The 23,197-nt window shown below is 72.7% G+C and carries 20 protein-coding genes; 14 read left to right on the forward strand and 6 right to left on the reverse strand.

Translation table 11 applies throughout. The features are described from left to right. Positions 1–3: 3 nt before the first annotated feature. Positions 4–1,698, reverse strand: a complete 1,695-nt coding sequence (locus ACWDD7_RS13555) for a hypothetical protein (RefSeq protein ID WP_450457434.1) — start codon at positions 1,696–1,698, stop codon at positions 4–6. A 420-nt stretch (positions 1,699–2,118) separates the two neighbouring features. Between ACWDD7_RS13555 and ACWDD7_RS13560 the strand changes: the two genes are divergently transcribed. The 5 genes from ACWDD7_RS13560 to grpE all read left to right on the forward strand — a co-directional run bounded on the left by ACWDD7_RS13560 (position 2,119) and on the right by grpE (position 7,171). Then, entirely contained in the window at positions 2,119–2,877 is a 759-nt protein-coding gene (locus ACWDD7_RS13560) for an alpha/beta hydrolase (protein ID WP_450457435.1), read from the forward strand. Positions 2,878–3,336: 459 nt separating this feature from the next. Next, positions 3,337–3,531, forward strand: coding sequence for a ferredoxin (locus ACWDD7_RS13565; RefSeq protein ID WP_351865166.1), 195 nt, complete (start codon positions 3,337–3,339; stop codon positions 3,529–3,531). Further along, positions 3,528–4,751, forward strand: a complete 1,224-nt coding sequence (locus ACWDD7_RS13570) for an NAD(P)/FAD-dependent oxidoreductase (protein ID WP_450457436.1) — start codon at positions 3,528–3,530, stop codon at positions 4,749–4,751. Before ACWDD7_RS13565 ends, ACWDD7_RS13570 begins: the two co-directional genes overlap by 4 nt. A gap of 90 nt (positions 4,752–4,841) precedes the next feature. Next, complete coding sequence (gene dnaK / locus ACWDD7_RS13575; protein ID WP_450457437.1) at positions 4,842–6,707, forward strand: molecular chaperone DnaK; 1,866 nt, start codon at positions 4,842–4,844, stop codon at positions 6,705–6,707. A 2-nt stretch (positions 6,708–6,709) separates the two neighbouring features. Next, entirely contained in the window at positions 6,710–7,171 is a 462-nt protein-coding gene (gene grpE / locus ACWDD7_RS13580; protein ID WP_450457438.1) for a nucleotide exchange factor GrpE, read from the forward strand. On the opposite strand, the gene ACWDD7_RS13585 is transcribed toward grpE, so the two are convergent. Genes ACWDD7_RS13585 through ACWDD7_RS13605 form a run of 5 tightly spaced genes read right to left on the reverse strand, consistent with a single transcriptional unit; the run spans position 7,172 to position 11,903 of the window. Further along, positions 7,172–8,923 carry a carbamoyltransferase family protein gene (locus ACWDD7_RS13585; RefSeq protein ID WP_450457439.1) on the reverse strand — a complete coding sequence of 584 codons (1,752 nt, stop codon included), beginning with the start codon at positions 8,921–8,923 and terminating at the stop codon, positions 7,172–7,174. A gap of 31 nt (positions 8,924–8,954) precedes the next feature. Further along, positions 8,955–9,641: a 4'-phosphopantetheinyl transferase family protein gene (locus ACWDD7_RS13590; protein ID WP_450457440.1), complete on the reverse strand. Its 687-nt coding sequence runs from the start codon at positions 9,639–9,641 to the stop codon at positions 8,955–8,957. A gap of 31 nt (positions 9,642–9,672) precedes the next feature. Continuing rightward, positions 9,673–10,800 (reverse strand): acyl-CoA dehydrogenase family protein, encoded by a 1,128-nt coding sequence (locus tag ACWDD7_RS13595; protein ID WP_450457441.1) that lies wholly within the window; start codon positions 10,798–10,800, stop codon positions 9,673–9,675. Next, positions 10,797–11,477: a hypothetical protein gene (locus ACWDD7_RS13600; RefSeq protein ID WP_450457442.1), complete on the reverse strand. Its 681-nt coding sequence runs from the start codon at positions 11,475–11,477 to the stop codon at positions 10,797–10,799. The genes ACWDD7_RS13595 and ACWDD7_RS13600 overlap by 4 nt, the downstream gene beginning before the upstream one ends. A 42-nt stretch (positions 11,478–11,519) precedes the next feature. Further along, positions 11,520–11,903, reverse strand: a complete 384-nt coding sequence (locus tag ACWDD7_RS13605; protein WP_450457443.1) for an acyl carrier protein — start codon at positions 11,901–11,903, stop codon at positions 11,520–11,522. A 180-nt stretch (positions 11,904–12,083) separates the two neighbouring features. Between ACWDD7_RS13605 and ACWDD7_RS13610 the strand changes: the two genes are divergently transcribed. From ACWDD7_RS13610 to ACWDD7_RS13650, 9 genes are all read left to right on the forward strand, one after another. Further along, entirely contained in the window at positions 12,084–13,400 is a 1,317-nt protein-coding gene (locus ACWDD7_RS13610) for a lysine N(6)-hydroxylase/L-ornithine N(5)-oxygenase family protein (protein ID WP_450457444.1), read from the forward strand. Further along, positions 13,397–14,704: an NAD(P)/FAD-dependent oxidoreductase gene (locus tag ACWDD7_RS13615; protein WP_450457445.1), complete on the forward strand. Its 1,308-nt coding sequence runs from the start codon at positions 13,397–13,399 to the stop codon at positions 14,702–14,704. Before ACWDD7_RS13610 ends, ACWDD7_RS13615 begins: the two co-directional genes overlap by 4 nt. Continuing rightward, on the forward strand, positions 14,701–16,686 hold the full coding sequence (locus ACWDD7_RS13620) for a class I tRNA ligase family protein (RefSeq protein WP_450457446.1): 1,986 nt from the start codon (positions 14,701–14,703) through the stop codon (positions 16,684–16,686). Before ACWDD7_RS13615 ends, ACWDD7_RS13620 begins: the two co-directional genes overlap by 4 nt. Then, positions 16,683–18,206, forward strand: coding sequence for an AMP-binding protein (locus ACWDD7_RS13625; RefSeq protein ID WP_450457447.1), 1,524 nt, complete (start codon positions 16,683–16,685; stop codon positions 18,204–18,206). The genes ACWDD7_RS13620 and ACWDD7_RS13625 overlap by 4 nt, the downstream gene beginning before the upstream one ends. An 81-nt stretch (positions 18,207–18,287) precedes the next feature. After that, positions 18,288–18,899: a GNAT family N-acetyltransferase gene (locus tag ACWDD7_RS13630; RefSeq protein ID WP_351865200.1), complete on the forward strand. Its 612-nt coding sequence runs from the start codon at positions 18,288–18,290 to the stop codon at positions 18,897–18,899. A 1-nt stretch (position 18,900) separates the two neighbouring features. Continuing rightward, positions 18,901–19,947, forward strand: coding sequence for a C45 family autoproteolytic acyltransferase/hydolase (locus ACWDD7_RS13635; RefSeq protein WP_450457448.1), 1,047 nt, complete (start codon positions 18,901–18,903; stop codon positions 19,945–19,947). Between the two features lie 206 nt (positions 19,948–20,153). Next, complete coding sequence (locus ACWDD7_RS13640) at positions 20,154–21,155, forward strand: hypothetical protein (RefSeq protein WP_450457449.1); 1,002 nt, start codon at positions 20,154–20,156, stop codon at positions 21,153–21,155. Continuing rightward, entirely contained in the window at positions 21,152–21,730 is a 579-nt protein-coding gene (locus ACWDD7_RS13645) for a hypothetical protein (RefSeq protein ID WP_450457450.1), read from the forward strand. The genes ACWDD7_RS13640 and ACWDD7_RS13645 overlap by 4 nt, the downstream gene beginning before the upstream one ends. After that, positions 21,727–23,172 carry a glycogen synthase gene (locus tag ACWDD7_RS13650; RefSeq protein ID WP_450457451.1) on the forward strand — a complete coding sequence of 482 codons (1,446 nt, stop codon included), beginning with the start codon at positions 21,727–21,729 and terminating at the stop codon, positions 23,170–23,172. The genes ACWDD7_RS13645 and ACWDD7_RS13650 overlap by 4 nt, the downstream gene beginning before the upstream one ends. Positions 23,173–23,197 lie beyond the last annotated feature (25 nt).

Below are 23,197 nucleotides of genomic sequence, written 5' to 3' on the forward strand. Positions count from 1 at the left end.
GCGCTAGGCCGGGGACGGTCGCAGCCGTTCGACCGTCACCCGGCGCGTCACCGCACCCGTGCGTACCACGAGTCGCGGAACGGCCTCGGAGACCTTCCGCCCGCTCGCGACCCAGGCATGGAGCGCGGAGGCGTACGCGGCCGGATCGCACAGGTCCGGCCGCCCGTCCGGTCCCGGGTCCGCGGACAGCCGCAGCAGATCGCCCTGCCGGGTGCGTACGACACAGCGGTCGGGGCCGTCGGCGTAGGCCGCCAGCGCGCAGTACGGGTAGCGCGCCAGCGCCTCCGCCGTCCACGCGGCGGGCGGCCCGAGCCGCGGATCGTCCGCGGGCGCCTGCCGCAGGACGACGTCCGCGACCCGCAGCCTGCCGGTCTCCCGGGTCTCCTCGTCCACCGCCGTGTGCGCCAGCTCGGCCCGCGCCGCCAGCCCCTCCACCGGATCGGGGACGTCGCCGGACACGGGGTGTCGTACGACCGCGACCTCCGGCGTCCGCCCGTCCGCCACCTCGGCGAAGACCCGAACGGGCGCGGTGCGCCGGGCCGGTTGGTGGGGCGGCAGGGGCAGCGGATCGAGGAGCGCGGCGTGGCCGTCGGGCTCCGGCAGGCCCATGAGCCGGTAGAAGAGCCGGCGCAGCAGCCCGGCCGACTCGCCGGGCGAGGAGCTGGCCTGCTCGGCGAAGCGCGCGTAGCGCCCCGGCTCGTGGGCGTCGATCGCCGCGTCGATCTGCGCGCGCAGGCTGCCCCGCCGGACGAGACGGGGTGCCGTACGCCCGAGCGCGGCCACCGGGGAGCGCGGGTCGAGCGCGTCCTGCGGGAACGCCCCGAGGAGCACGGGGACGCCGATGGCCGCCGCGTAGTAGGTGACGCTGGAGTGGTCCCCGAGCACGCAGTCCTCCGCGACCAGGGCCTGCCGCCACCAGTCGAGCGGCGGCACGGCGGCCAGACCGGCCCGCCGGGCGTGGTCCAGCCAGGCCCTGACCTGCCCCGGGCCGTGCCCGTACCAGATGTTCGGGTGCAGCACGGCGACGGAGCGGTACTCGTCGGCCGGCAGCTCCGTGGACAGCCGGGACAGCAGCCAGGGCAGCAGATCGTCCGCGCCGTCCTCCTCGCCCGCGTCCACGGCGCCGAACAGCGACCGCGACGACCAGGTCGAGCTGAGGACGACCAGCTTCTGACCCGGCGCCACCCCGAGGGCGCGCCGGAAGAGCTCGCGCTGCGGGAGCGCGCCGATGAGCCGGTCGTAGCAGGGGTCCCCGGCCAGTACCGCGGTGGGCGCGGCCTGCGGGCAGGAGGCGCGCAGCCGCTCCAGCTGTTCGGGGTGCGACAGCACGGTGGCCGCGGCGAGCGGACGGCCGTGGCGCAGCAGCCAGTCCGGCGAGAGCCCGAAGACCGGTGCGGACGAGCGGCGTTCGGGATCGTCGGGGGCCGCGAGCCGCTTGTTGTAGCCCATCCCGTGGGACAGGACGACCAACTCGGCGCGGATCTCGTCCAGTTCGCCGCCGTAGCTCGCCGAGACGGCGAGGTCGAACGTCGTCTCCTTGGCCTGCTCCCACGGCAGGACGGGCAGCCCCATGCCCGTCAGGAGTTCGACCACGCCCGCGAGGAACGGCGACGACCCCGTGCACGTGGCGAACAACTGGAGCCGCACATCGCCGCCGAACAGGGGAAGCACGTCCAGCAGCCGGGTCGCGGACGTCACGTTGTGCACCACGAGGAGGACACGCCGGCACCCCGCCCGCGTGACCCAGCGTTCCGCGTCCGCCCCCACCGGCACCCGCAACCGTGCTGCCCCACCCATCACCACTGGCGCGTATCCCCGTCCCGGCCTGATCGATTCGGCGTCCTCCGGCTGTCGGCCCGATGCTATCGAGCCGTAACTCCGGGGACACGCACAGGTGTGCGGGCACCCGGGGACCGTCCCGGTGGACGACGCCGAAAAGGCCGCGCGGGGCGGCGTTCGGGCTGGTAGCTTTCGTGTGACCGTGTGACCGGGCGAGGAGGTGAGACCCATGACCGAGGTATCCATGTGGGTGCTCCCCTCTTCGTCACGGTCCGGCGACTGACGCAGGTGTCGCCGGGAGCGCCTCACCGTCAAGGCACTCCCGAAAGGCAACAACCGATGCAGTCACTGCAGTTCACCGCGGAAACGACGTCCGACGGCGTGATCGAGCGCGACTTCACCGTGGGTGACATCCCGGGCGTTCTCTGGTCGCCCGCGTCCGGCCCGGGGCGCGCACCCCTGGTGCTGATGGGCCACGGCGGCGGCACGCACAAGAGGTGGCCCGCGATGACCGGCCGCGCCCGCCTGTTCGTCACCGGCTGCGGCTTCCACGTCGCCGTCATCGACGCGCCCGGCCACGGCGACCGGCCGCGCACGGCGCACGACGAGCAGGAGATCGCCGCGCTGTACAAGGCGCGTGAGGCGGGTGAGCCGGAGGGCCCGGTCGTCGTCCGCTACAACGCCCACCTCGCCGAACGCGCCGTCCCCGAGTGGCGGGCGACCCTGGACGCCCTCCAGGAACTGCCCGAGATCGGCGCCGACGGACCCGTCGGCTACGTCGGTCTCAACATGGCCACCGCGATCGGCGTGCCGTTCGTGGCGGACGAACCCAGGGTCACCGCCGCGGTCTTCGGGCAGCACTGGCCCGACGCCCTGGCCGAGGCCGCCGAGCGGATCACCGTCCCGGTCGAGTTCGCCATGCAGTGGGACGACGAGCACATCCCGCGCGCGTCCGCGCTCGCGCTCTTCGACGCCTTCGCCTCGAAGGAGAAGACGCTGCACGCCAACGCGGGGCGGCACAAGGAACTGCCCCGGTTCGAGGCCGAGAGCGCGGCCCGCTTCCTCGCCCGGCACCTCGGGCGAAAGGACGGCGTGTAGGCGCTGGCCGGCGGGTTCCGGCGCCCGGCCTCCCGCCGGGCGCCGGAACCCGTGCCGCCGCCGGGGCGCGTCCGGGGGAGGTGCGCCTCTGCGCTACCTGGACATCACCCACTCCGGGCGCCGACGCGTCGCGCCGGAGGACATCGAGGTCGGCGGCTCGACCTCACCCCGCGACGCCCGCCGCCACGTCGCCTCCGGCTTCGGAGTCCACCAGTGCCTCGGCCGGCCGATCGCCCGCGCCGACCTCCGGATCGTCCACGGCACCCTCTGCTCCCGCGTCCCCACGCCGGAGAAGACCACGGACTTCGATCAACCGGAGTGCCGGCACGACGACTTCGCCCACGGCGTTTATGAACCACCCCTTGCCTGGTAGCACTTCACAGCAAGCCGATCTTCGTACCACCGCACTTCGAACCACCCCGCTCTTCGCACCACCGCCACCTACGAAACGAGGAACCCATGCGCGTGGAAGTCGACCAGCCCAGGTGCGTCGCCTCCGGGCAGTGCGTCCTGGCGGCGCCCGCGATCTTCGACCAGGACGACGAAGGCGTCGTGCAACTGCTGGACGCCACTCCCGGTCCCGAACACGAGGAGGACGTACGGGAGTCGATGGCGACCTGCCCCGCCGCCGCGATCCGGCTGGTGGAGGGGTGACGGCCGCCGCGCCGCGCCGCATCGTCGTCGTGGGCGCCTCGGCGGCCGGCCTGACCGCCGCCGAGACCCTGCGCCGCGCGGGCTACGACGGCTCGCTGACCCTCGTCGGCGGCGAGCCGCACCTGCCCTACGACCGGCCGCCACTGTCCAAGCAGGTCCTCACCGGCACCTGGGAGCCCGAGCGGGCCCAGCTGCGCCGCCCGGCCGATCTCGACGCCCTCGCCCTGGACCTGCGGCTCGGCGTCCCCGCCGCCGACCTCGACCCGGCGGCGCGGGCGCTGACCCTCGCCGACGGCACGCGCCTCACCTACGACGGCCTGATCATCGCCACCGGAGTCCGGCCCCGCCGGCTGCCCGAGTGCGGCACCCCGGGCGTCCACGTCCTGCGGGACCTGGGAGACGCCCTCGCCCTGCGCGAGCGGCTGGCGGCCGGAGGCAGGCTGGTCGTGGTGGGCGCCGGGTTCCTCGGAGCCGAGGTCGCCTCCGCCGCCCGTACCCTCGGCGCGACCGTCACCCTCGTGGAACCCGCCCCCGTCCCCCTCGCCCACGCCGTGGGACAGCAGGTCGGCACGCATCTGGCACAGGTCCACCGCGACCACGGCGTGGACCTGCGGACCGGGACCAAGGTCGCCGGGATCACGACCGGTGCGGGCCGCGCCACCGGCGTCCGCCTCAGCGACGGCACCACCATCCCGGCCGACGACGTCCTGGTGGCCATCGGCTCCGAACCCAACACCGAATGGCTGGCCGGCAGCGGCCTGCGGCTGGCCGACGGTGTGGTCTGCGACCGCTACAGCGCCGCCGCGCCCGGCATCTACGCGGCGGGTGACGTGGCCCGCTGGCACAACCCGCTGTTCGGCACCGACATGCGCGTGGAGCATCGTACGAACGCGGCCGAGCAGGGCATGGCCGCGGCCCGCAACCTCCTCGCCCCCCAGCAGGCGAAACCGTTCGCCCCGGTGCCCTCCTTCTGGTCCGACCAGTACGACCTCAGGATCCAGGCCTTCGGGCACCTGCGTGATCACGACGAGGCGCGGGTGGTCGACGGCGATCCGGCGGACGGCGGCTTCCTCGTCGCCTACCGCAGGGGAACGGTGCTGACCGGAGCGCTCGCCGTGGGCATGCCGCCCCGCGCCCTGCGTCCGTGGCGCACGGCGCTCGCGGCCGGAACCGAGTGGACGCGTGCCCTGGACGGCCCACCCGAGACGGACCAGGCTTGACATGAGGTAGCTCAAGTTTTATTCAGGCTCTATAGGCAAGGAGGTTCGGGGAACACGGTGGGGGAGCAGCCACGAGAAGGAGGACTCACCATGGCGCGTTCGGTCGGTATCGACCTCGGGACGACGAACTCGGTGGTCTCGGTCCTGGAGGGCGGCGAACCCACCGTCATCACCAACACGGAGGGCGCGCGCACCACTCCGTCGGTCGTGGCGTTCGCCAAGAACGGCGAGGTCCTGGTCGGCGAGGTCGCCAAGCGGCAGGCCGTGACCAACGTGGAGCGCACTGCTCGCTCGGTCAAGCGGTACATGGGCGATCACTCCTGGCGCTTCCCCGACCAGGGTGACATCGACGGCAAGCGCTACACCGCCCAGGAGATCTCCGCCCGGGTGCTCCAGAAGCTGAAGCGGGACGCGGAGGCGTACCTCGGTGAGGACGTCACGGACGCGGTGATCACCGTCCCGGCCTACTTCGACGACGCCCAGCGGCAGGCGACGAAGGAGGCCGGGGAGATCGCCGGCCTGAACGTCATGCGGATCATCAACGAGCCGACGGCGGCCGCGCTGGCGTACGGCCTGGACAAGGAGAACGACCAGACGGTCCTCGTCTTCGACCTGGGCGGCGGCACCTTCGACGTCTCGCTGCTGGAGATGGGCGACGGCGTCATCGAGGTCAAGGCCACCAACGGCGACACCCGCCTCGGCGGCGACGACTGGGACCAGCGGGTCGTCGACCACCTGGTGCAGCAGTTCAAGAACCACTACGGCGTCGACCTGGGCAAGGACAAGATGGCCGTGCAGCGGCTGCGGGAGGCGGCCGAGAAGGCGAAGATCGAGCTGTCCAGCTCCTCGGAGACCACGATCAACCTGCCGTACATCACCGCCTCCGCCGAGGGCCCGCTGCACCTGGACGAGAAGCTGACCCGGGCCCAGTTCGAACAGCTGACGGCTGATCTGCTGGACCGCTGCAAGGCCCCCTTCCACAACGCGATCAAGGACGCCGGGATCAAGGTGTCCGACATCGACCACGTGGTGCTGGTGGGCGGCTCGACCCGGATGCCCGCCGTGTCCGGCCTGGTGAGGGAGCTGACCGGCAAGGAGCCGCACAAGGGCGTCAACCCGGACGAGGTCGTCGCCATCGGCGCCTCACTGCAAGCCGGTGTCCTCAAGGGCGAGGTCAAGGACGTCCTGCTGCTCGACGTCACCCCGCTGTCCCTCGGCATCGAGACCAAGGGCGGCATCATGACCAAGCTGATCGAGCGCAACACCACGATCCCCACCCGCCGTTCGGAGATCTTCACCACCGCCGAGGACAACCAGCCCTCGGTGTCCGTCCAGGTCTTCCAGGGCGAGCGCGAGATCGCGGCGTACAACAAGAAGCTCGGCATGTTCGAGCTGACCGGTCTGCCGCCCGCGCCGCGCGGCGTCCCGCAGATCGAGGTCGCCTTCGACATCGACGCCAACGGGATCATGCACGTCTCCGCCAAGGACCTCGGCACCGGCCGGGAGCAGAAGATGACCGTGACCGGCGGCTCCGCCCTGCCGAAGAACGACATCGACCGCATGGTCCGCGAGGCCGAGCAGCACGCCGAGGAGGACCGGCGGCGACGCGAGGCCGCCGAGACCCGCAACCAGGCCGAACAGCTCGTCTACCAGACCGAGAGGCTCATCGGCGACAACCCCGAGAGCGTCTCCGCCGAGGACAGGCACGAGACCGAGGCGGCGCTCGCCGAACTGAAGGCGAAGCTCAAGGACGAGAACACCGACACCGCCACCATCCGCCAGGCCACGGACCGGGTGGCGCAGGCCGCCCAGAAGATCGGCACGGCGATGTACGAGCGGTCGCGCGCCCAGGGCGAGCAGGCCGGCGGCACGGCCGCGTCCGGCGGGCCCGCCCCGGAGGACGACGAGGTGGTGGACGCCGAGATCGTCGACGACGACAAGCCGGAGGCGGGCTGACGATGGACGAGGCCCGGACGCGGGACGCGGAGCCCGCCCGGCTGCGGTGCCTGCTGGAGGAGCGCACGGCCGACCTGCAACGCGTGAAGGCCGAGTACGACAACTACCGCAAGCGGGTGCACAGGGACCGGATGGCGGTACGGGAGATCGCCGCGGCCAACATCCTGCGCACCCTCCTGCCCGTCCTGGACGCCGTCGACCGCACCTGCGCCCACGAGCCCCTGACCCCGGGCCTCGCGGACATCGCCGAGACCCTGCGGGTCCAGCTGGGCGCCCTGGGCCTGGAGCCCTTCGGGCAGGAGGGCGACCCCTTCGACCCCGACCGCCACGAGGCCCTCGTCCACCATGTCTCATGGGACGCCACCCTGTTGACCTGTACCAGGATCCTGCGGCCCGGCTACCGCGCAGGACCGCACCTGCTGCGCCCCGCCACCGTGGAGGTCACCGGCCCGCCACCGGTCTGATCAGGGCTTTTGCACGACGAAGCCCTCGATGTAGAGACGGTCGAGGGAGGTGCGCAGGAACGTGTCGATCGCCGTCGACGGGTCCATGATCAGGGGCTGGCCCTTCACGTTGAACGAGGTGTTCACGACGCACCCCGTTCCCGTCCGTTCCTTCACGGCCTTCAGCAGACTCCAGAACACGCTGTTGTACTCCTCGCGCACGTCCTGGATGCGCGCCGTGCCGTCCGCGTGCACGATGCCCGACACCGCGTCCCGCTGTTCCTCCCGCACCCCGGCGGTGCACAGCATGTAGCGGGTGGGCGCGAAGGCCCGGGTGGTGAAGATCCGGTCCCGGTCCTCGGCGAGCACCGCCGGGGCGAAGGGCCGGAAGGGCTCGCGGAACTTCACGAGGCTGTTGATGCGCTCCTTGATCCGGTCCCCCTTGGGCAGCCCGAGGATGGACCGGTTGCCGAGGGCACGCGGCCCGAACTCCATCCGCCCGTGGAACCAGGCGATGATCCGGTCCTCCGCGATGTCCCGCGCGGCCGCCGCGTAGTACTCGGGGGTGAGCCCGACGTACGTCCAGTCGACGCCGCCCGCCCGCCGGACGAGGGCGTCGCGCACCTCGTCGGCGGTGTACGACGGCCCCGTGTACGGCTGGAATCCCCCGGCATCGCCCACGTACCGGCTGCCCTGCCGATGGCTGACGTGGGCGGCCGCGCCGAGGGCCGTTCCGTCGTCACCGGACGCGGGCTGCGCGAAGACCCGCTCGACGGCCGGCAGGTCGCAAATGGACTGGTTCGCCTTGCAGTTGAGGAAGGTGCCGCCCGCCAGGCAGAGCGAGGTCTCGCCGGTGCGGCCGAGCCAGTGGGAGACGAGGCGGACCAGCACCTCGGTGAGCCGGGCCTGCAACGCGGCCGCGAAATCGGCGTGCCCGGGTACGACGTCACCGCTCTGCGTCGGCGACGGGAAGGCGGCCTCCTCCAGGTACCGCATGGCCCGGGGATAGCCCGACTCCGGTGCGCGCAGGGCCCCGTTCGGCCAGTCGACCCGCACCGAACCGGTCGCGTCGTCGAAGGTGACCAGCTTCTCGAAGAACCGCCGGTAGGGCTCCGGGTCGCCATAGGCGGCGAGCCCCATCACCTTGTACTCGTCCGAGTTGGAGGCGAAGCCGAGGAACCGGGTGCAGATCGAGTAGAGGAAGCCGAGGGACTGCGAGATCGGCTGGGTGTGCAGCTTCTTCAGGTGCCCGTCGCGCGCCTGGTACACCGAGAGTGACTCCGTCTCGCCCATGCCGTCGGACACCACGCACAGCGCGGAGTCGTAACCGCTCGGGTAGTAGGCGGAGGCCGCGTGCGCGATGTGGTGGTCCACCGGATGGAAGCGGCCCGCCACGTCGCCCCATCCCGACTTGCCCAGCGCCTCGATCACGGTGCGGCCGCTGAGCACGGAGTCGAAGTAGTCGCGGGACGCGGCGAACACGCGCCGGTGCCGGTCGTAGTTGAAGCCGTGCGCTATCGCCTGCACCTGGTCCTTCCCGATCCCGCCGGCCCGCAGGACGTAGTCGATGGCGTGGGCCGGGAAGCGTCCGGTGCCCTTGTCCCCGTCGAACCGCTCCTCGGCGGCCGCGGCCACGACCCGGCCGTCGACCATCAGGCAGGCGGCGCTGTCCAGCCCCTGCACATTCCGTACGTCCAGGGGGTGCGGGTCCGCGGTGTTGGCGAGCAGATGGTCCTGTGCGTGGGGCAGACCGCTGAGGCCCAGTACGATCATGGCAATCCTTAGGTCGGTGGCGAGTTGCGCGTCAGGGAGCCTCGGTGGCCCAGTCGTGGGCGACGACCCGGTACGGCCGCCCGCCCGCCAGCGCCACGGCGGCGGCGCCCGAGGGCGAGGGAACGTTGCGGACCGTCCAGGTGCCGCGCAGGGGCGGCCGGCGTACCCGCACCACGGAGGTGGCGCCCGGTACCCCCACCTCCTGCCCGACCCCCAGGGCCATCCGCGCGCCGGCCGCCTTGACCAGCGCCTCCTTGCGGGTCCACAGATGCAGGAAGGGGAGCGGCCGTTCGGCCGGCGGCCTGGTCAGGAGGAGGTCCTGTTCCGCAGCCGGGAAGTAGCGGCGGACGAAGGCGTCGAGAGGGAATCCGGGGCGGAGGTGGTCGAGGTCGACGCCGACGGCTCGGCCGGTCGTCAGGGCGACCAGGGCGTGCCGTCCGGCGTGCGCGAGACTGAAGGACAACGAGCCTGCGAAGCACGCCAGTTCGGGCTTGCCCAGGAGACCCCGGCGGACGGGGACTTCGGCGGGCGGCAGCCCGAGGGCGTGACCGAGCAGCCTGCGCAGGGCGCCGTGGGCAACCGCGTGACGCGCACGGGCCGACGCGTGCGTGTAGCCGGCGAGTCGGGCCGACTCCTCTGGTCCCAGATCCGCTTCGGGACCGGGGGACGGCCCGTCGAGATCGATGTGCCACACGTGCACCTGATCGATGTCGTCCACGAACGTGCCCTCCTTCCGGGCCGCGGCGGAATCAGGCGGGGGAGAGGTCGCCGCGGGCGAGGGCCTGGGAGACGGTCATGCGCTGGATGTGCGAGGTGCCTTCCATGTACTCGATGCCATGGGCGTCCCGCGCCCACCGGTCGAGCAGCGGATGTTCGAGCCGCGCCCCGGGGCCCAGGAGGCGCAGGGCGGTGGTCGTCGCCTCGACGGCGAGGGCCGCCGCGGCCGTCTTCGCGGCGGCGGGCAGATGGGCGTTGCCGGGATCCGCGTCCACGGCCCGCGCCGCGGCCATGGTCAGGCTCCGTACCCCCGCGATCCGCGCTCCCAGCTTGGCAAGGCGCCGACGGCGGGTGACATCCTGTTCGGCGAGCCGCGCCGCCACGTGCATATGGGCGGCCCGCGCGAGACCGACGCCCATCGCGGCCGCCACACAGCGCAGCGGGTTGAAGGCGTGCAGCCAGCCCCACATGCCCCGGCGGGTGGCCGGGAGATGCCGGCCCAGCAGGGCCTCCTCGGGGACGGGCAGATCCTCGAAGCGCAGGGCGCCGAGCGCGCCCCGCATGCCGAGGGTGGGGACCGGCGCCGCGCTGAACCCCGGCGCGGCGGTGTCGACGAGGACGCACCGGATGCCCAGCGGGCCGGGGCGGGTGCGCGCGGTGACGACGCCCATGCGGGCGCGGTGCGCGTTGCCGACGTAGCGCTTCTCTCCGTTGAGGACGAAGGAGGAGCCGGCGGGTTCGAGGGTGGTGTGCAGGCGGGTGGCGTCGGATCCGCCCTGGGGTTCGGTCATGGCGAGGAAGGTCCAGGTCGGCCGCTCGTGCAGACGTCCGAAGAACGCGCTCTGCTGCGCGTCGTCGCCGAGCGCCGCGACCAGCATGCCCGCGGTGAGGGAACCGGGCGCGGACAGCAGTGCGGCCGCGTCGCCGTACGCCGCCGCCTCCTCGTGGAAGACGACCCGTTCGACCGCGCTGAGGACGAGGTACTCCTCGCCGTCGAGGACCAGGGGGTCCCGCGCGTACTCCCGCGGGATCTGGAGCGTCGCGAGCCGGTCGAGCAGCGGGGCCCGAGGGGGCTCGCCGTCCGGTCCGCGGTCCGCGGTCCGCAGCGCGGGCGCCTCGGCGCGGACGTACTCCTGAAGGGTGCGCAGGCGGCGCGTCATGGTGTCTCCCCCGAGTACGCGGCCGGGGCGTACAGGTCGGCCAGAAGCTCGCAGACATAGGCACCGGCGCCGGGACCGTCCTCGGTGAGGCCGTACGCGCCGAGCAGGTCGAGCAGGGAGCGGCCGGTGACGCCGAGGTCGTGGTGCAGCACACGCAGGGCGGCGTCGTCCAGGCCCGATCCCGGCTCCCCGGCGTCGGACAGCCGGCTCTCCACCCGGAGCAGCCCGACGACGGCCTCGGCGAGCGTGTCCTTGAGCACCGGGTGCTTGTTCAACCGGGTGTCGCCGAAGGACCTCTCGCCGAGGTACGCGCTCACCGCGTCGAGCAGCCGTTCGGTCATCCCGAGCCGGACCCACAGCACGGCCGCGTCCCAGGAGCGGTCGGACCCTTCGGGTACGGCGCTGTGGACGGCGGCGAGTCCCATCCGCGCGAGCAGCGGCGTGGTCACGTCGCGTTCGCCCGCGGTGACCCGGTCGACGATCGTGCCCGCCCGGCCGGAGCGCGTGGCGGTCGCGACCAGTCGCGCGGGAGCCAGCGCGTGCCCGGCCGGTCCGTGCACCAGGGTGTCGTCCCCGGCCCGGCGGTGCAGCGCGGCCAGGGCCCGGTGGGGCGGGTCGTGCCGCGCGATGGTGCGCAGCGGCGACGGGGTGTCCGGTGGAGCGAGGGGAACGGGCATGCCTGCGCTTCCTGTGCGGTCGGACGGGGAGTCGCGCGGGAGTCAGCCGCCGAGGGTTTCGCGGACGTACGACGAAAGCCCGTCGACGGTTTCGAAGGTGCCGGTGCCGAAAGTGTCCGGGTCGAATTCGATGTCGAATTCGGCCTCCAGACGCATCAGCAGTTCCAGAATGTTGGTGGAATCGAAGTCGAGATCCTGACGGAAACGCGTCTTCCCGGTGATCTCCTGCGGCGAGAGCTTCGCCATGGCGGCGACCGAGCGGATGACGTCCGCGGTGATGTCGCGGCCGGCCGCGGAGCTGGTGGCGCCGTCCGGCAGTCCCTGAGCTGCGTCCATGGTGGTCGTGGCCCTTCGTCGTGGTCTGCGCCGAGGCCGCGGGGCGCGGCATGGTGCCAGCAGGCTGCCCGGGGCCGGGATCTCCGCCAAGTCACCGATGGGCGCTCCTCGGCCCTGACGAGGCAGGCATACCCGAAGGAGGAGCTGCCGCGAAGCGTGTCGGGCAACGGAGTATGAGGGCGGAACCTGCGCCCCGGAAGGCATCTCTCGGCAGCTCGTTCGCGAGGTTCTCGTCCCCCGTCTCCTGGTCAAGAAGGGCGAAATCCGGCTATGGCCCGCGGAGCGACCGAACGAAGCGACTCTCGATACCGGTGTGTCGGTATCGGTGTCGGACCTGCCAATCTGAGCCTCGCCTCACTCCTGCACGGGCATTCCGACGTGCGCAACGTCTTCTTCGAGAGCAAGGCCGAATTCGGCTGGCACGAGGGACAGCAGATTCCCGGTACGTCCCTCCAGGTCTCCCTGTTCAAGGACCTGGTGACGCTGGCCCAGCCGACCAGCCCGTTCTCCTTTCTCGCCTATCTGCACGAGCAGGGGAAGATCTACCACTTCCTGAACGCCCGGTTCGACGCGGTGCCCCGGCAGGAGTTCCGCAACTACATGCGCTGGGCGTGCGAGCGCAACCCCAACATCGTCTTCGGCGAGCAGGTGCGGTCGGTGGAGTTCGACGGCGAGTTCGTGGTCGCCACCGACCGGCGGACCGTGCGCGCGGACAACGTCGTCCTGGGCATCGGCACCCGTCCGTGGCTGCCGGAACAGGCGAGCCGGGACGCGGCCACGCAGTTCCACGCCGGCGAGTTCACCGCAAGGTCGGGCGGACTCGGCGGCAAGCGGGTGTGCGTCGTGGGCGGCGGCCAGTCGGGCGCGGAGGCGGTGCTGCACCTGCTCGGCAGGAGCGGGGCGGAACTGCCGCGCCGGGTCTCCTGGGTGTCGCGGCGCGCGAACTACTTCCCCATCGACGACTCGCCGTTCACCAACGACTTCTACATGCCGTGCCACTCGGAGTACTTCTCCCGGCTCGACCGGCCGGTCCGCGAGGACTTCAACCGCAGCAACGTGCTGTCCAGCGACGGGATCTCGGAGCGGACGCTGCGCGATCTCTACCAACGCCTGTACGCGCTGCGGTTCATCGAGGGCGCGGGCGACCTCTTCGCCCTGTTCCCGAACCGGACCGTGCGGACGGCCTCGGGAGCGGACACGGACGGCTGGAAGCTGACGCTGGCCCACAACGACCAGCCGCACGAGCCGGAGGAGATCGACGCCGACGTCGTCGTGTGGGCGACCGGTTACCGCACCCGGGAGGCCGAGGTCCTCGCACCCCTCGCCGGGCGGATCGAGCGCGAGGGCGGTGAGTTCCGGATCGACGGCAACTACGCGGTGCGCTGGGACGGCCCCGCCGACCGGAACATCTTCGTACAGAACAGGGCCCGTGGGCAGCGCGGTCTGGCCGATCCCAACCTCAGCCTCAACGCGTACCGCAGCCAGCGCATCGTGGACCGGATCCGCGGGGTGCGCTCGGACGGCCAACTCCCGTCCTTCATCGAGTGGTCGGCGAAGCCCCGGCTGGACCTGACATGGGAGGGATGAGCGTGCCGCCTGCGGACACGACGAGCGTCCTGGACGTCGTCATCGTCGGTGCCGGGATCATCGGCTGCATGACGGCCCGTGAGCTGGTCGCCGCCTTCCCGGGCGCCGCGGTGGCCGTCGTCGACCGCGACCAGGTCGGCAGCGGTGCCAGCCGGAGGTCGGCGGGCCTGCACTTCCCCCGGGGGTCCTCGGCGCGGGTGCGGGGGATGGCGGCGCTGAGCGAGCGGCGCTATCGCGAACTCCGAGAAGAACTACCGGGGTTGCCCGTCCACGACGTACCCACCACCGTCGTCGCCGCGGAGTCGAGCGCCGGCCGGCTCGCCGAGCACTACCTGCCGAGCGCGGGGCTCGACCCGGTACGCCGGGTGCCCGCGGGGCCGGCGGGCATGGTCCGGCTCCCGGCCGGCAGCGGCGCCTGGAGCGTACACGGCGGTCAGTACGCCGACGTGCACGGCGTGGCGCAGCTCCTCGCCGCTCGACTGCGGCCCGGCGTACGGTTCTTCGAGGGCGTCCGGGTCGTCGCGATCGAGTCGTGCCCGGACCGGGTACGGCTGCGCCTCAGCACGGGCGAGGTGCTGGCCGCCCGGACGGCGGTGCTGGCCCCCGGCCCCTGGATCGAGGACCCCGCCTGGCGGCGGTGGACCGCACCGCTCGGGCTGCGGGTGAAGAAGGTGGTCGCCCTCCACGTCGAGCAGCGGCCCCGGCCCGCCGACGGCGTGATCGTCTTCGAGGACGAGGACGCCTTCCTCCTGCCCCTGCACCACCGTGGGCACTGGCTGTTCAGCTACACCTGCGCCCAGTGGGACGTCTCGCCCGAGGGCACGCACTCCCATCTGTCGACCGTGGAGATCGCCGAGGGCCGGGCCGTCCTGGAGCGCTTCGCCCCCGGGCTGGTACGGCACTGCGGCACGGGCCGGGTCTTCTGCGACGCGTACAGCGCGGAACGGGCGCCGGTGGTGCGGCCGGTGGACGAGCACGGCCGCGTGATCTTCGCAGGGGCGGCCAACGGCTCCGGGTACCGGCTGGCACCCGCCATCGCCGCGGAGACGGTGCGAGCGGTGGGGACGGTGGACGCCCGGACGACCGCGGGAGCCACGGAGGCGGCGCGAGCCGTGCGGGCCGCGGAGACGGCGGAGGCCCCGGGGACGGCGCACGCCGCGGGAACGGCGGAGGCCGCGGAATCGGCGGAGGCAGCGGAACCGGCGGCGGCCGAGGGAACAGCGCGCCCCGCAGAGCCCCTCCGCGCGTCCCGCCCCACCCACCCGGCCACCCCCGCCCCCGACCTCCCCAGGAGTGCCCAGTGATCAACAGCAGCTACGACGTGAGCGCCCTGCGTGCCGCCCTCGGCATCGGGATGTCCGGGATCGACGGGCTCGGCGTGGGCGCGGCCTGGGGCCGGGTCGAGCCGGGCCGGGCGACGACCCCGGACCGGCACGACGAGACGGAGGTGTTCGTCATCACCGCCGGCCACGGGGACGTGGTGGTCGACGGGGTACGGCACCCCGTCGCCGCCGGTACGGTGGTCGGCTTCGAACCCTTCGAGACCCACGTACTGGAGAACACCGGCGACGAGGACCTCGTCTTCGCCACCCTCTACTGGCGCGACGCCCCGCGCGCCGCACTCGCCGCCGGACAGACCGGCCAACGACGCTCCGGCAAACCGCAGTTCGTGTTCTCCACGCCCCCCACCCCCAACGGGGACCTGCACCTCGGCCACCTCTCGGGCCCGTACCTGGGCGCCGACGCGTACGTACGCTTCCAGCGGATGAACGGCCGGGAGGCCTGGCACCTGACCGGCAGCGACGACTTCCAGAGCTACGTCCTGGCCGCCGCCGCGGCCGAGGGCCGCACCCCGGCCGAGACCGCCGCGCACTTCAGCGCCGAGATCGCTGCCACGCTGAAGCTGCTGGACGTGGTGCCCGACCAGTTCACCGCCACGAACGCCGAACCGGGCTACCAGGACGGCCTCAGGGCTTTCTTCTCCCGGCTCGTGGCCTCCGGCGGCATCACCGCCCGGGAAGCCCCGGCGCTGTTCGACGCCGCGTCCGGGCGCTACCTGTACGAGGTCGACGTCAGCGGCGGCTGCCCGGCCTGCTCCGGCGGCACCAGCGGCAACATCTGCGAGGAGTGCGGGGAGCCCAACTCCTGCGTGGACCTGCTCGATCCGGTGACCACGGCCGACGGCACCACCCCGCGCACCGGGACCGCGACCCGCTATATGTTGCCGCTGCACCACCACCGCGCCGACATCGAGGAGCACCACAGCCGAGGCCGCGTCCCGGCACGACTGCGCGACCTCGCCGACCGCGTCCTCGGCCGCGGCGAGCGCGACATCGCCGTCACCCACCCCTCCACCTGGGGCGTCGAACCCGCCGAAGCCGATGCCCGGGGTCACGTCGTGTGGGTCTGGCCGGAGATGGCCTACGGCTTCCTGCACGGCATCCAGGCCCTCGGCCGACGCCTCGGCCGGCCCTGGCGCGCGGCGGCGCCGCGGGACGACTGGCGGATCGTCCACTTCTTCGGCTACGACAACAGCTTCTACCACGCGGTGCTCTACCCGGTGCTGTACAAGCTCGCCCACCCCGGCTGGAACGCCGACATCGACTACCACGTCAACGAGTTCTACCTGCTGGAGGGCGGCAAGTTCTCCACCAGCCGGCGCCACGCCGTGTGGGGCAAGGACATCCTGAACGCCGGCTCGGTGGACGCGGTGCGCTACTTCCTGGCCCGCACCCGGCCCGAGGGCCGCCGCACCAACTTCACCTGGGAACAATTCGGTTCGGCCGTCCAGGACGACCTGATCGGCACCTGGCAGCGGTGGCTGGGCGCCGTCGGCGACCGCCTGGCACGGGAGTTCGCCGGTACGGCCCCCGACGCCGGGGTCTGGCGTCCCGAACACTCCGCGTTCCTCGACCGGTTGGAGATCCGGCGCCGGGCCCTCACCCAGGCCCTGGACGCCGACGGCTTCTCGCTCAACCGGGCCGCCGAGGAACTCCACGGCCTCGTCACGGACGCCGCGCGCTTCAGCCGCGCCGAGACGACGGCCTCCTCCGGGCGCCGACACGGTGAGGCCCGTACGACCATGGCCCTGGAACTGGCCGCCGCCCGCCTGCTCGCCCGCTGCGCCACCCCGGTCATGCCCCGCTTCGCCGGTCGACTGTCCCAGGCCCTCGGCGACGAACTTCCCACCTCCTGGCCCCAGTTCGTGGAACTACTGCCCCCGGGCACCAAGGCGAACCTGTCCGAGCAGGTGTTCTTCACCCCGATCGGAGCCGACGCCCCGTGATCCATTCGGCCCTGAACCACCTGGTCACCACCCCACCCGAACCCGGTCACCACATCACCTTCCGCGGCGCGGGCACCCCCGAGACCCTGTCGCTCGAAGAGTTCCACGCCCGCTCCGGCAGGCTCGCCCGGCAGCTGCGCGCACAGGGCCTGCGACCGGGCGACCGCATCGGCATCCTCGCCGCCAACTGCCTGGAATGGGCCCTGCTCGACCTGGCCGCCCTGCGGCTCGGCGTGCTGACCGCCGGCTTCGAACCGGGCAAGTTCCCCGCGGACGGCACCCTGCTGGACCGCTACGACCTGCGGCTGCTCTTCACCGACCAGGAGAGCGACCATCCGGCCGTACTGCCCATGACGCGGGCGCGGTCGATGGCCGCCACCGACTCGGACGAGGAACTGCCCCCGGTGTCGTACGGCCCGCACGACGCCACCACACTGAAGTTCACCTCCGGCAGCACGGGCACCCCGAAGGGACTCGCGGCCACCGCGGGCAGCATCGACAGCTCCCTGCGCGCCGTACAGGAGATGTTCGCCCACGGTCCCGGAGACGAACTCTTCGTCTTCCTGCCCCTGTCCCTGCTCCAGCAGCGCTACTGGGTCTACTCCGCGCTGTGCTTCGGACACGACCTCACGATCAGCACCTACCAGTCGGCCTTCGCGGCGCTGCGGGGGACCCGTCCGACCGTGGTCATGGGCGTACCGGCCTTCTACGACCTCGCCAAGCGGCACATCGAGACCCGGGCCGCGCGCACACCGGGCGCAGACCCCGCCGACGTCCTGCGGCAGGCGGCACACCACCTCTTCGGCGGCCGGATCCGCTACCTCTGGACGGGCTCGGCCCCCGCCGCGGTCGACACGCTGCGCTTCTTCACCTCGTGCGGGCTGCCGATCTACGAGGGCTACGGCATGAACGAGACCTGCATCGTCACCAAGAACCACCCCGGCGCCTGGCGCGAGGGCAGCGTCGGCCGCGTCGTGACCGGCAAGGAGGTCCTGCTGGACGAGGACGGAAACGTCACCGTGCGCAGCGACTTCCCCGTCGGCACCGCCTACACCTACGCCGCCCCGGGCGCCTCCGAGCAGGTCTTCGCGCCCGACGGCACGGTCCGGACGGGCGACGTCGGCTACGTCGACGCCGACGGCTTCCTCTACATCACCGGCCGCGCCGACGCCGTCGTGTCCCTCGGCAACGGCCGCAACATCACGGTCCGGCCCGTCGAGGACCGCATGCGGCAGAGCCCCGCGATCGCCGAATGCGTCCTCTTCGCCCACGGCGACGAACTCGTCGCCGTCGTCTCCCCGGCCGACCCGACACCCGACCGGGCCGCCATCGAAGCCCAGCTGCGGACCGCCAACGAGCAGGGCGGACGGCACGAGCGGATCGGCCGCGTCATCGTGGCCGACCAGCCGTTCAGCATCGAGAACGGCCTACTGTCCTCCCAGTACAAACCGCTGCGCCCCCGCATCCGCGAAGCCTTCCTGACCCGGATCGAGGACCCGGACGCGGGCCTCACCACCTGACCGGTCCCCCGGGCCGGCTCCGCCCGACCGGCCCGGGGGACCGCACCGCACCACCCACCGCACACACCAGGAGAACGCCCCATGAGCTGGGCCGAGTCGGCACCCGCCACGCTTGAGAACGAGCACGTGCAGCTGCGTCCGATCACCGAAGCGGACCGCGAGGACCTGCACGCCATCGCCCTGGACCCCGACATCTGGCGCTACTTCGTCAGCCGGGTCGACACCACCGAGGACTACCACGCGTTCTTCGACGCGGCCCTCGCCGACCAGAAGGACGGGCGGCGCGTCGTCTTCCGCGTCACCGACCGGCACACGGGGCGCGCCGCGGGCAGCATGAGCTACGGCAACATGGCGGAGGCCGACCGCCGCCTGGAGATCGGCTGGTCCTGGCTCGGCCGGGACTTCCGCGGCAAGGGCGTCAACCGCTGGGCCAAGTACCTGCTGCTCCAGCACGCCTTCGAGACGCTGGACGCGCAGCGGGTGGAGTTCAAGACCGACATCCTCAACGAACAGGCCCGGCGCGGGCTGCGCAACATCGGCGCCGTGGAGGAGGGCACCCTGCGCAGCTACAACTTCATGCCGGGCGGCCGCCGCCGCGACGCCGTCTTCTACAGCGTCCTGCGCGCCGAATGGCCCGGCGTGCGCGAACTCCTGCGCACCGGACACCGCCCGGCCGACCGGACGGCGCGGTGACATGGACGTACTCCCGCTTCCCTTCGTACGCGCCGCGGGCGAACCGTACGAGCTGGGACTGCGGCACGGCGGCGAGCGGGCCGCGGCCCTGAACGCCTTCTACGACGACTCGTTGTGCCGCCTGAACAAGGTGCTCGCCCGGCCGGTCACCCCGGCCGGACTGGCCCCCCGCATCGAGGCGTACCGGCGCGCCATCGAGGACGCCGTACCCGACCTCGCCACGGAGATCCGGGGCCTCGCCGCCGGCGCCGGGCTGACCGAGGCACAGGCCTGTCTGCTCCAGATACGCCGCGAGATCATGGGCTACCGCACGGTGCCGGCCATGGGCGACTGCACCACCTACGCCCGCACCGGTGAGGCAGGCCCCGTGGTGGCCCAGACCGTCGACCTCAACGGCGACCTGGACGACCAGATCACCGTCCTGGAACTCTCCCGCGACGACACCCCCCGCCGGTCCCTGCTGCTGAGCTTCGGCGGACTGCTCGGCTACCTCGGCCTCAACAGCTCCGGCCTGGCCGTGGGCCTCAACCTGGTCCTCGCCGGGACCTGGCGCCCCGGCGTGCCCCCGTACCTGGCCGTCCGCCACGTCCTGGACCACGCCGACACCGTCGACGAGGCCCTGGCCCTGCTGCGCGGCCTGCCCCTGGCCAGCTCCCGCTGCTTCACCCTGTGCGACGCCCGCCGCGCCGTGTGCGCCGAGTACGACGGTGGCACCTGGCGCGTCACCGAGGGGCCGGAGACGGCGCACACCAACCACTTCCTGCACCCGGACCTGGCACCCCGCGACGAGATCAACGTCTTCGCGAGGCGCTCCTCGGTCAAACGCCTCGACACCTGCCGCGCCCGCCTCGCGGCCCTCCCCGCGACCGCCACTGCCGAGGAACACTTCGCGCTGCTGTCCGCCCCGCCGCTGTGCGTCGCGGACAACGGCGACATCCGGCGCGAACGCACCGTCGCCGCCGCGGTCCTGCTCCCGCGCGAGGGCGAACTGCGGCTGCGCCCCGGGGACCCCTCGCGCAGTGCGACCCATGTGTTCCGACTGTGCTGATGGACCCCGACCTGCCCATACGCACAAGGCCATGGCTGTCTGGCCATGGCCGGACGGGGCGATTGTGAACGTCCCGCCCCGACTCATAGTGTCCCAGCGTCAGAGGACAGCACCACGGGCCCCGGCCCGGAAGATCACACCGATCACACCGCACGTCCGGCCCGGCGCACCGCGCGGCCGCGACGCGGCCGACCCTTGGGGGACGGGTGACCCAGACAGCACGGTTCACCGATTCGAGCTGCTACCACGCGGCACTGGCGACCCTCCTGACCGCCACCGAGCCGCACACGGATCCCTTCTCCGTGCTCGGGAACAACGCCGCCACGGCCGCACGCCTGACCGCCGACGGGGAGCTGGCCTTCAGCGACCCGCTGGAACCGCTGACCGCCACCTTCGCCCGCCACGGCTACCGGCTCGCCCACCACCCGGTGCGCACCGAGGCCGACTGGCGGCAGGCACTCGACACCCTGCGCTCCGGGCGGGCCGTGGCCATCGCCGCGGACGCCTTCCATCTGGAGCACTACTGGGTGGGCTTCCGCACCAGCCACGCGCTCCACGTCGTCGTCCTGGAGGACTTCGACGCGGCCACGGCGACCGTGCGCCTCGTGGACCCCGGCGAGGCCGTCTTCTTCGACGGCCGCATACCCGTCGCCCAGCTGACCCCCGCGATGTGCGAGGGCGACGCCGGACAGGCGTGGATGGAGATCCTCCCGCTCGGCACGGGACACACGGACGCCGGCGCGCTGCCGGATCTCGCGCGGCAGCTGTCCGGCGACGGCGGCCCCTGGCTCAGCGGCACGGCCCTCGTACGACAGCTCCGGCAGCACCTGGACTCCTATCTCACCGTCGTCGGCAGCCGCCCGCGCGGGTCGGCCGGCGGCGCACAGCAGGACTGGGGGCCGGGGCCCCGGCTGCTGCTGGGCCTGTGGTGGTACCACCACACGCTGCGCTGGCTCGCCGGGCACCTGAGGAGCCGCACCGCCGACGGCGCCCCCGGCGCCGAGGGGGGTCCCGCCGAAACCGTCGAACAGGCCTCCCGGGACCTCCTCGTGGTCCGCAACCTCATGATGCGCCTGGGCGCCATGGACGAGACCGACGACCGGTTCGCCAGGTTCCGCGCCCAGCTACAGCCCCGACTGGAGACCACCCTGCGGAACCTGGAATCGGCCGCGACCACCCTGACCGCCCTGGCGAAGGAGCAGCAGTGACGGCGACGCCCGTCGGCGCGGTCCGCGTCGACCTCACGCCGCACCGCAACAGCGCGGCCTTCCTCGCCGCGGGCGAGCCACCCGGCGACGGCTTCGACGGCTTCGGCCGGGCCTTCCCCGCCGAGCAACTCGGCGCCGCCGCGAGCCACCTGGGCCTCCCGAACGGCTACGGCCACGGCGCCCCGGACAACGTCGCCTGCGAGGGCCAGACCATCGACCTGGACGAGCCACCGCGCGCCGCCGGCCTGCGCGTCGTGGGCGCCGGCTCCGGAGGCACGGTCAGCGAGATCCTCACGCTGGAGCACGACGACACCACGACGCCCGTCCGCGTCCGCCTCAGCGACTTCCTCTCCCGCCGGCCCGCCTTCGACGACACCTGCTTCGCCGACAGCCCCTTCCTCTACGACGTCGGCGCCCGCCCCGAGCCCGGCGCCGCACCCCGCCTGTGGCAGACCGAGATCCCCCTCGACCCCCCGGTGCGCTGCGCCCGCATCACCCTCCCGGTCAACCCCGACATGCACATCGTGGGCATGTGGCTGCTGCCGGCCGGACCCGAGCGGACGGAGCAGCCGTGAAGTGCCTCTACCTCACCCAGGAACTCGCCCCCTACTTCGTGGAGGGCGGCCTCGGCCAGACCGCCATGGCCCTCCCGCGCGCCCTGGAACGGGACCTGGGCATCGCCCACGACCTGGTCGTCCCGTACTACCCGCGGCTCGTCGGCCGACACGGCCTGGAGACCGAGACCGTGTGGCGGACGCCGTCCCTGCCGGTCGGACCGGTCGATGTGCCCGCGAGCGTCGAACGCCTCCTGGGCCGCGCCGGCTCGGGCGACGTCTTCCTCGTCCGCGCCGACCACTGGTACGACCGTCCGGGCCTCTACCGCGACGAGGACTACGTGGAGTTCGCGGACGCCACCGCACGGGCCGCCTTCTTCGGCGCGTGCGTCGCCCGCTGGCTGACGGACTCGGGGCGCCGCTACGACGTCGTCCACGGCAACGACTGGCAGTCCGGCCCCGCCCTCGCCCACCTGCGCACCCTGCGCGGCACGGCCCCCACGCCCGTCCTCCTCGCCAACGTGCACAGCGCGGCGTACACCGGCCGCGTCGAGCGCGCCGACATCGGCGAGCTGGCCCTCCCCGCGGAGTGGCAAAAAGCCCTGGCGGACCACGGCGACGAGGCGAGCCTCCTGCTCCTGGGCCTGCTCGCCGCCGACACCGCGACGACGGGCAGCCCCACCTACGCACGCGAACTCGTGACACAGCTGACGGGAACGGCCATCGGCGCCGCACTCGACCGGCTTCCCCTGACCGGAATCATCGCCGGCATCGACACCCACCTGTGGCAGCCCGCCGCGACCGGCCGCGTGACCAGCCCTTACACCCCGGACACCGTCGCCGACGGCAAGCAGGCCAACAAACTCCTGCTGCAAAGGCGCCTCGGACTGAAAGAGGACCCCGATGCCGCGCTGTTCGGCGTGTGCACCCGCGTGGTCCCCGAAAAAGGCATCGACCTCCTCATCGAGGCGGCACGGGAACCGGCGGCGGACGGGTCCGTGCAACTGGTCGTCGTGGGCCAGGGCGACGCGAGCCTCGTCACCGGCCTCGCGGCACTCGCCCGTGCCCTGCCCGCCGCCGTGGCGCACGTCCCCCGCTTCGACCAGGACTCCGCCTGGCTCACCTACGCCGGCTCCGACTTCACCGTCATGCCCTCCCGGGTCGAACCCTGCGGGCTCAACCAGCTCATCGCCATGACCTACGGCTGCCTGCCCGTGGTCAGCGCGGTCGGCGGACTGTGCGACACGGTCACGGACATCACCCGGGACCCGGCCCGCGGCACCGGATTCACCCTGCCCGAACCGACTGCCGACGCGCTCCGGGACACCATGCTCCGGGCCGCGCGCTGGCTCGCCGGCCCGCGGGACGAGGTGACCGCGGGACGCCGCCGTGCGATGGCCCAGGACTGGTCCTGGTCACGGGCCGCCCGGGACACGGCCGCCCTCTACACCCGCCGGCCGTGACCCGCACCCTCCTCGACGTATCCAT

The organism is Streptomyces sp. NPDC001056 (assembly GCF_053598955.1).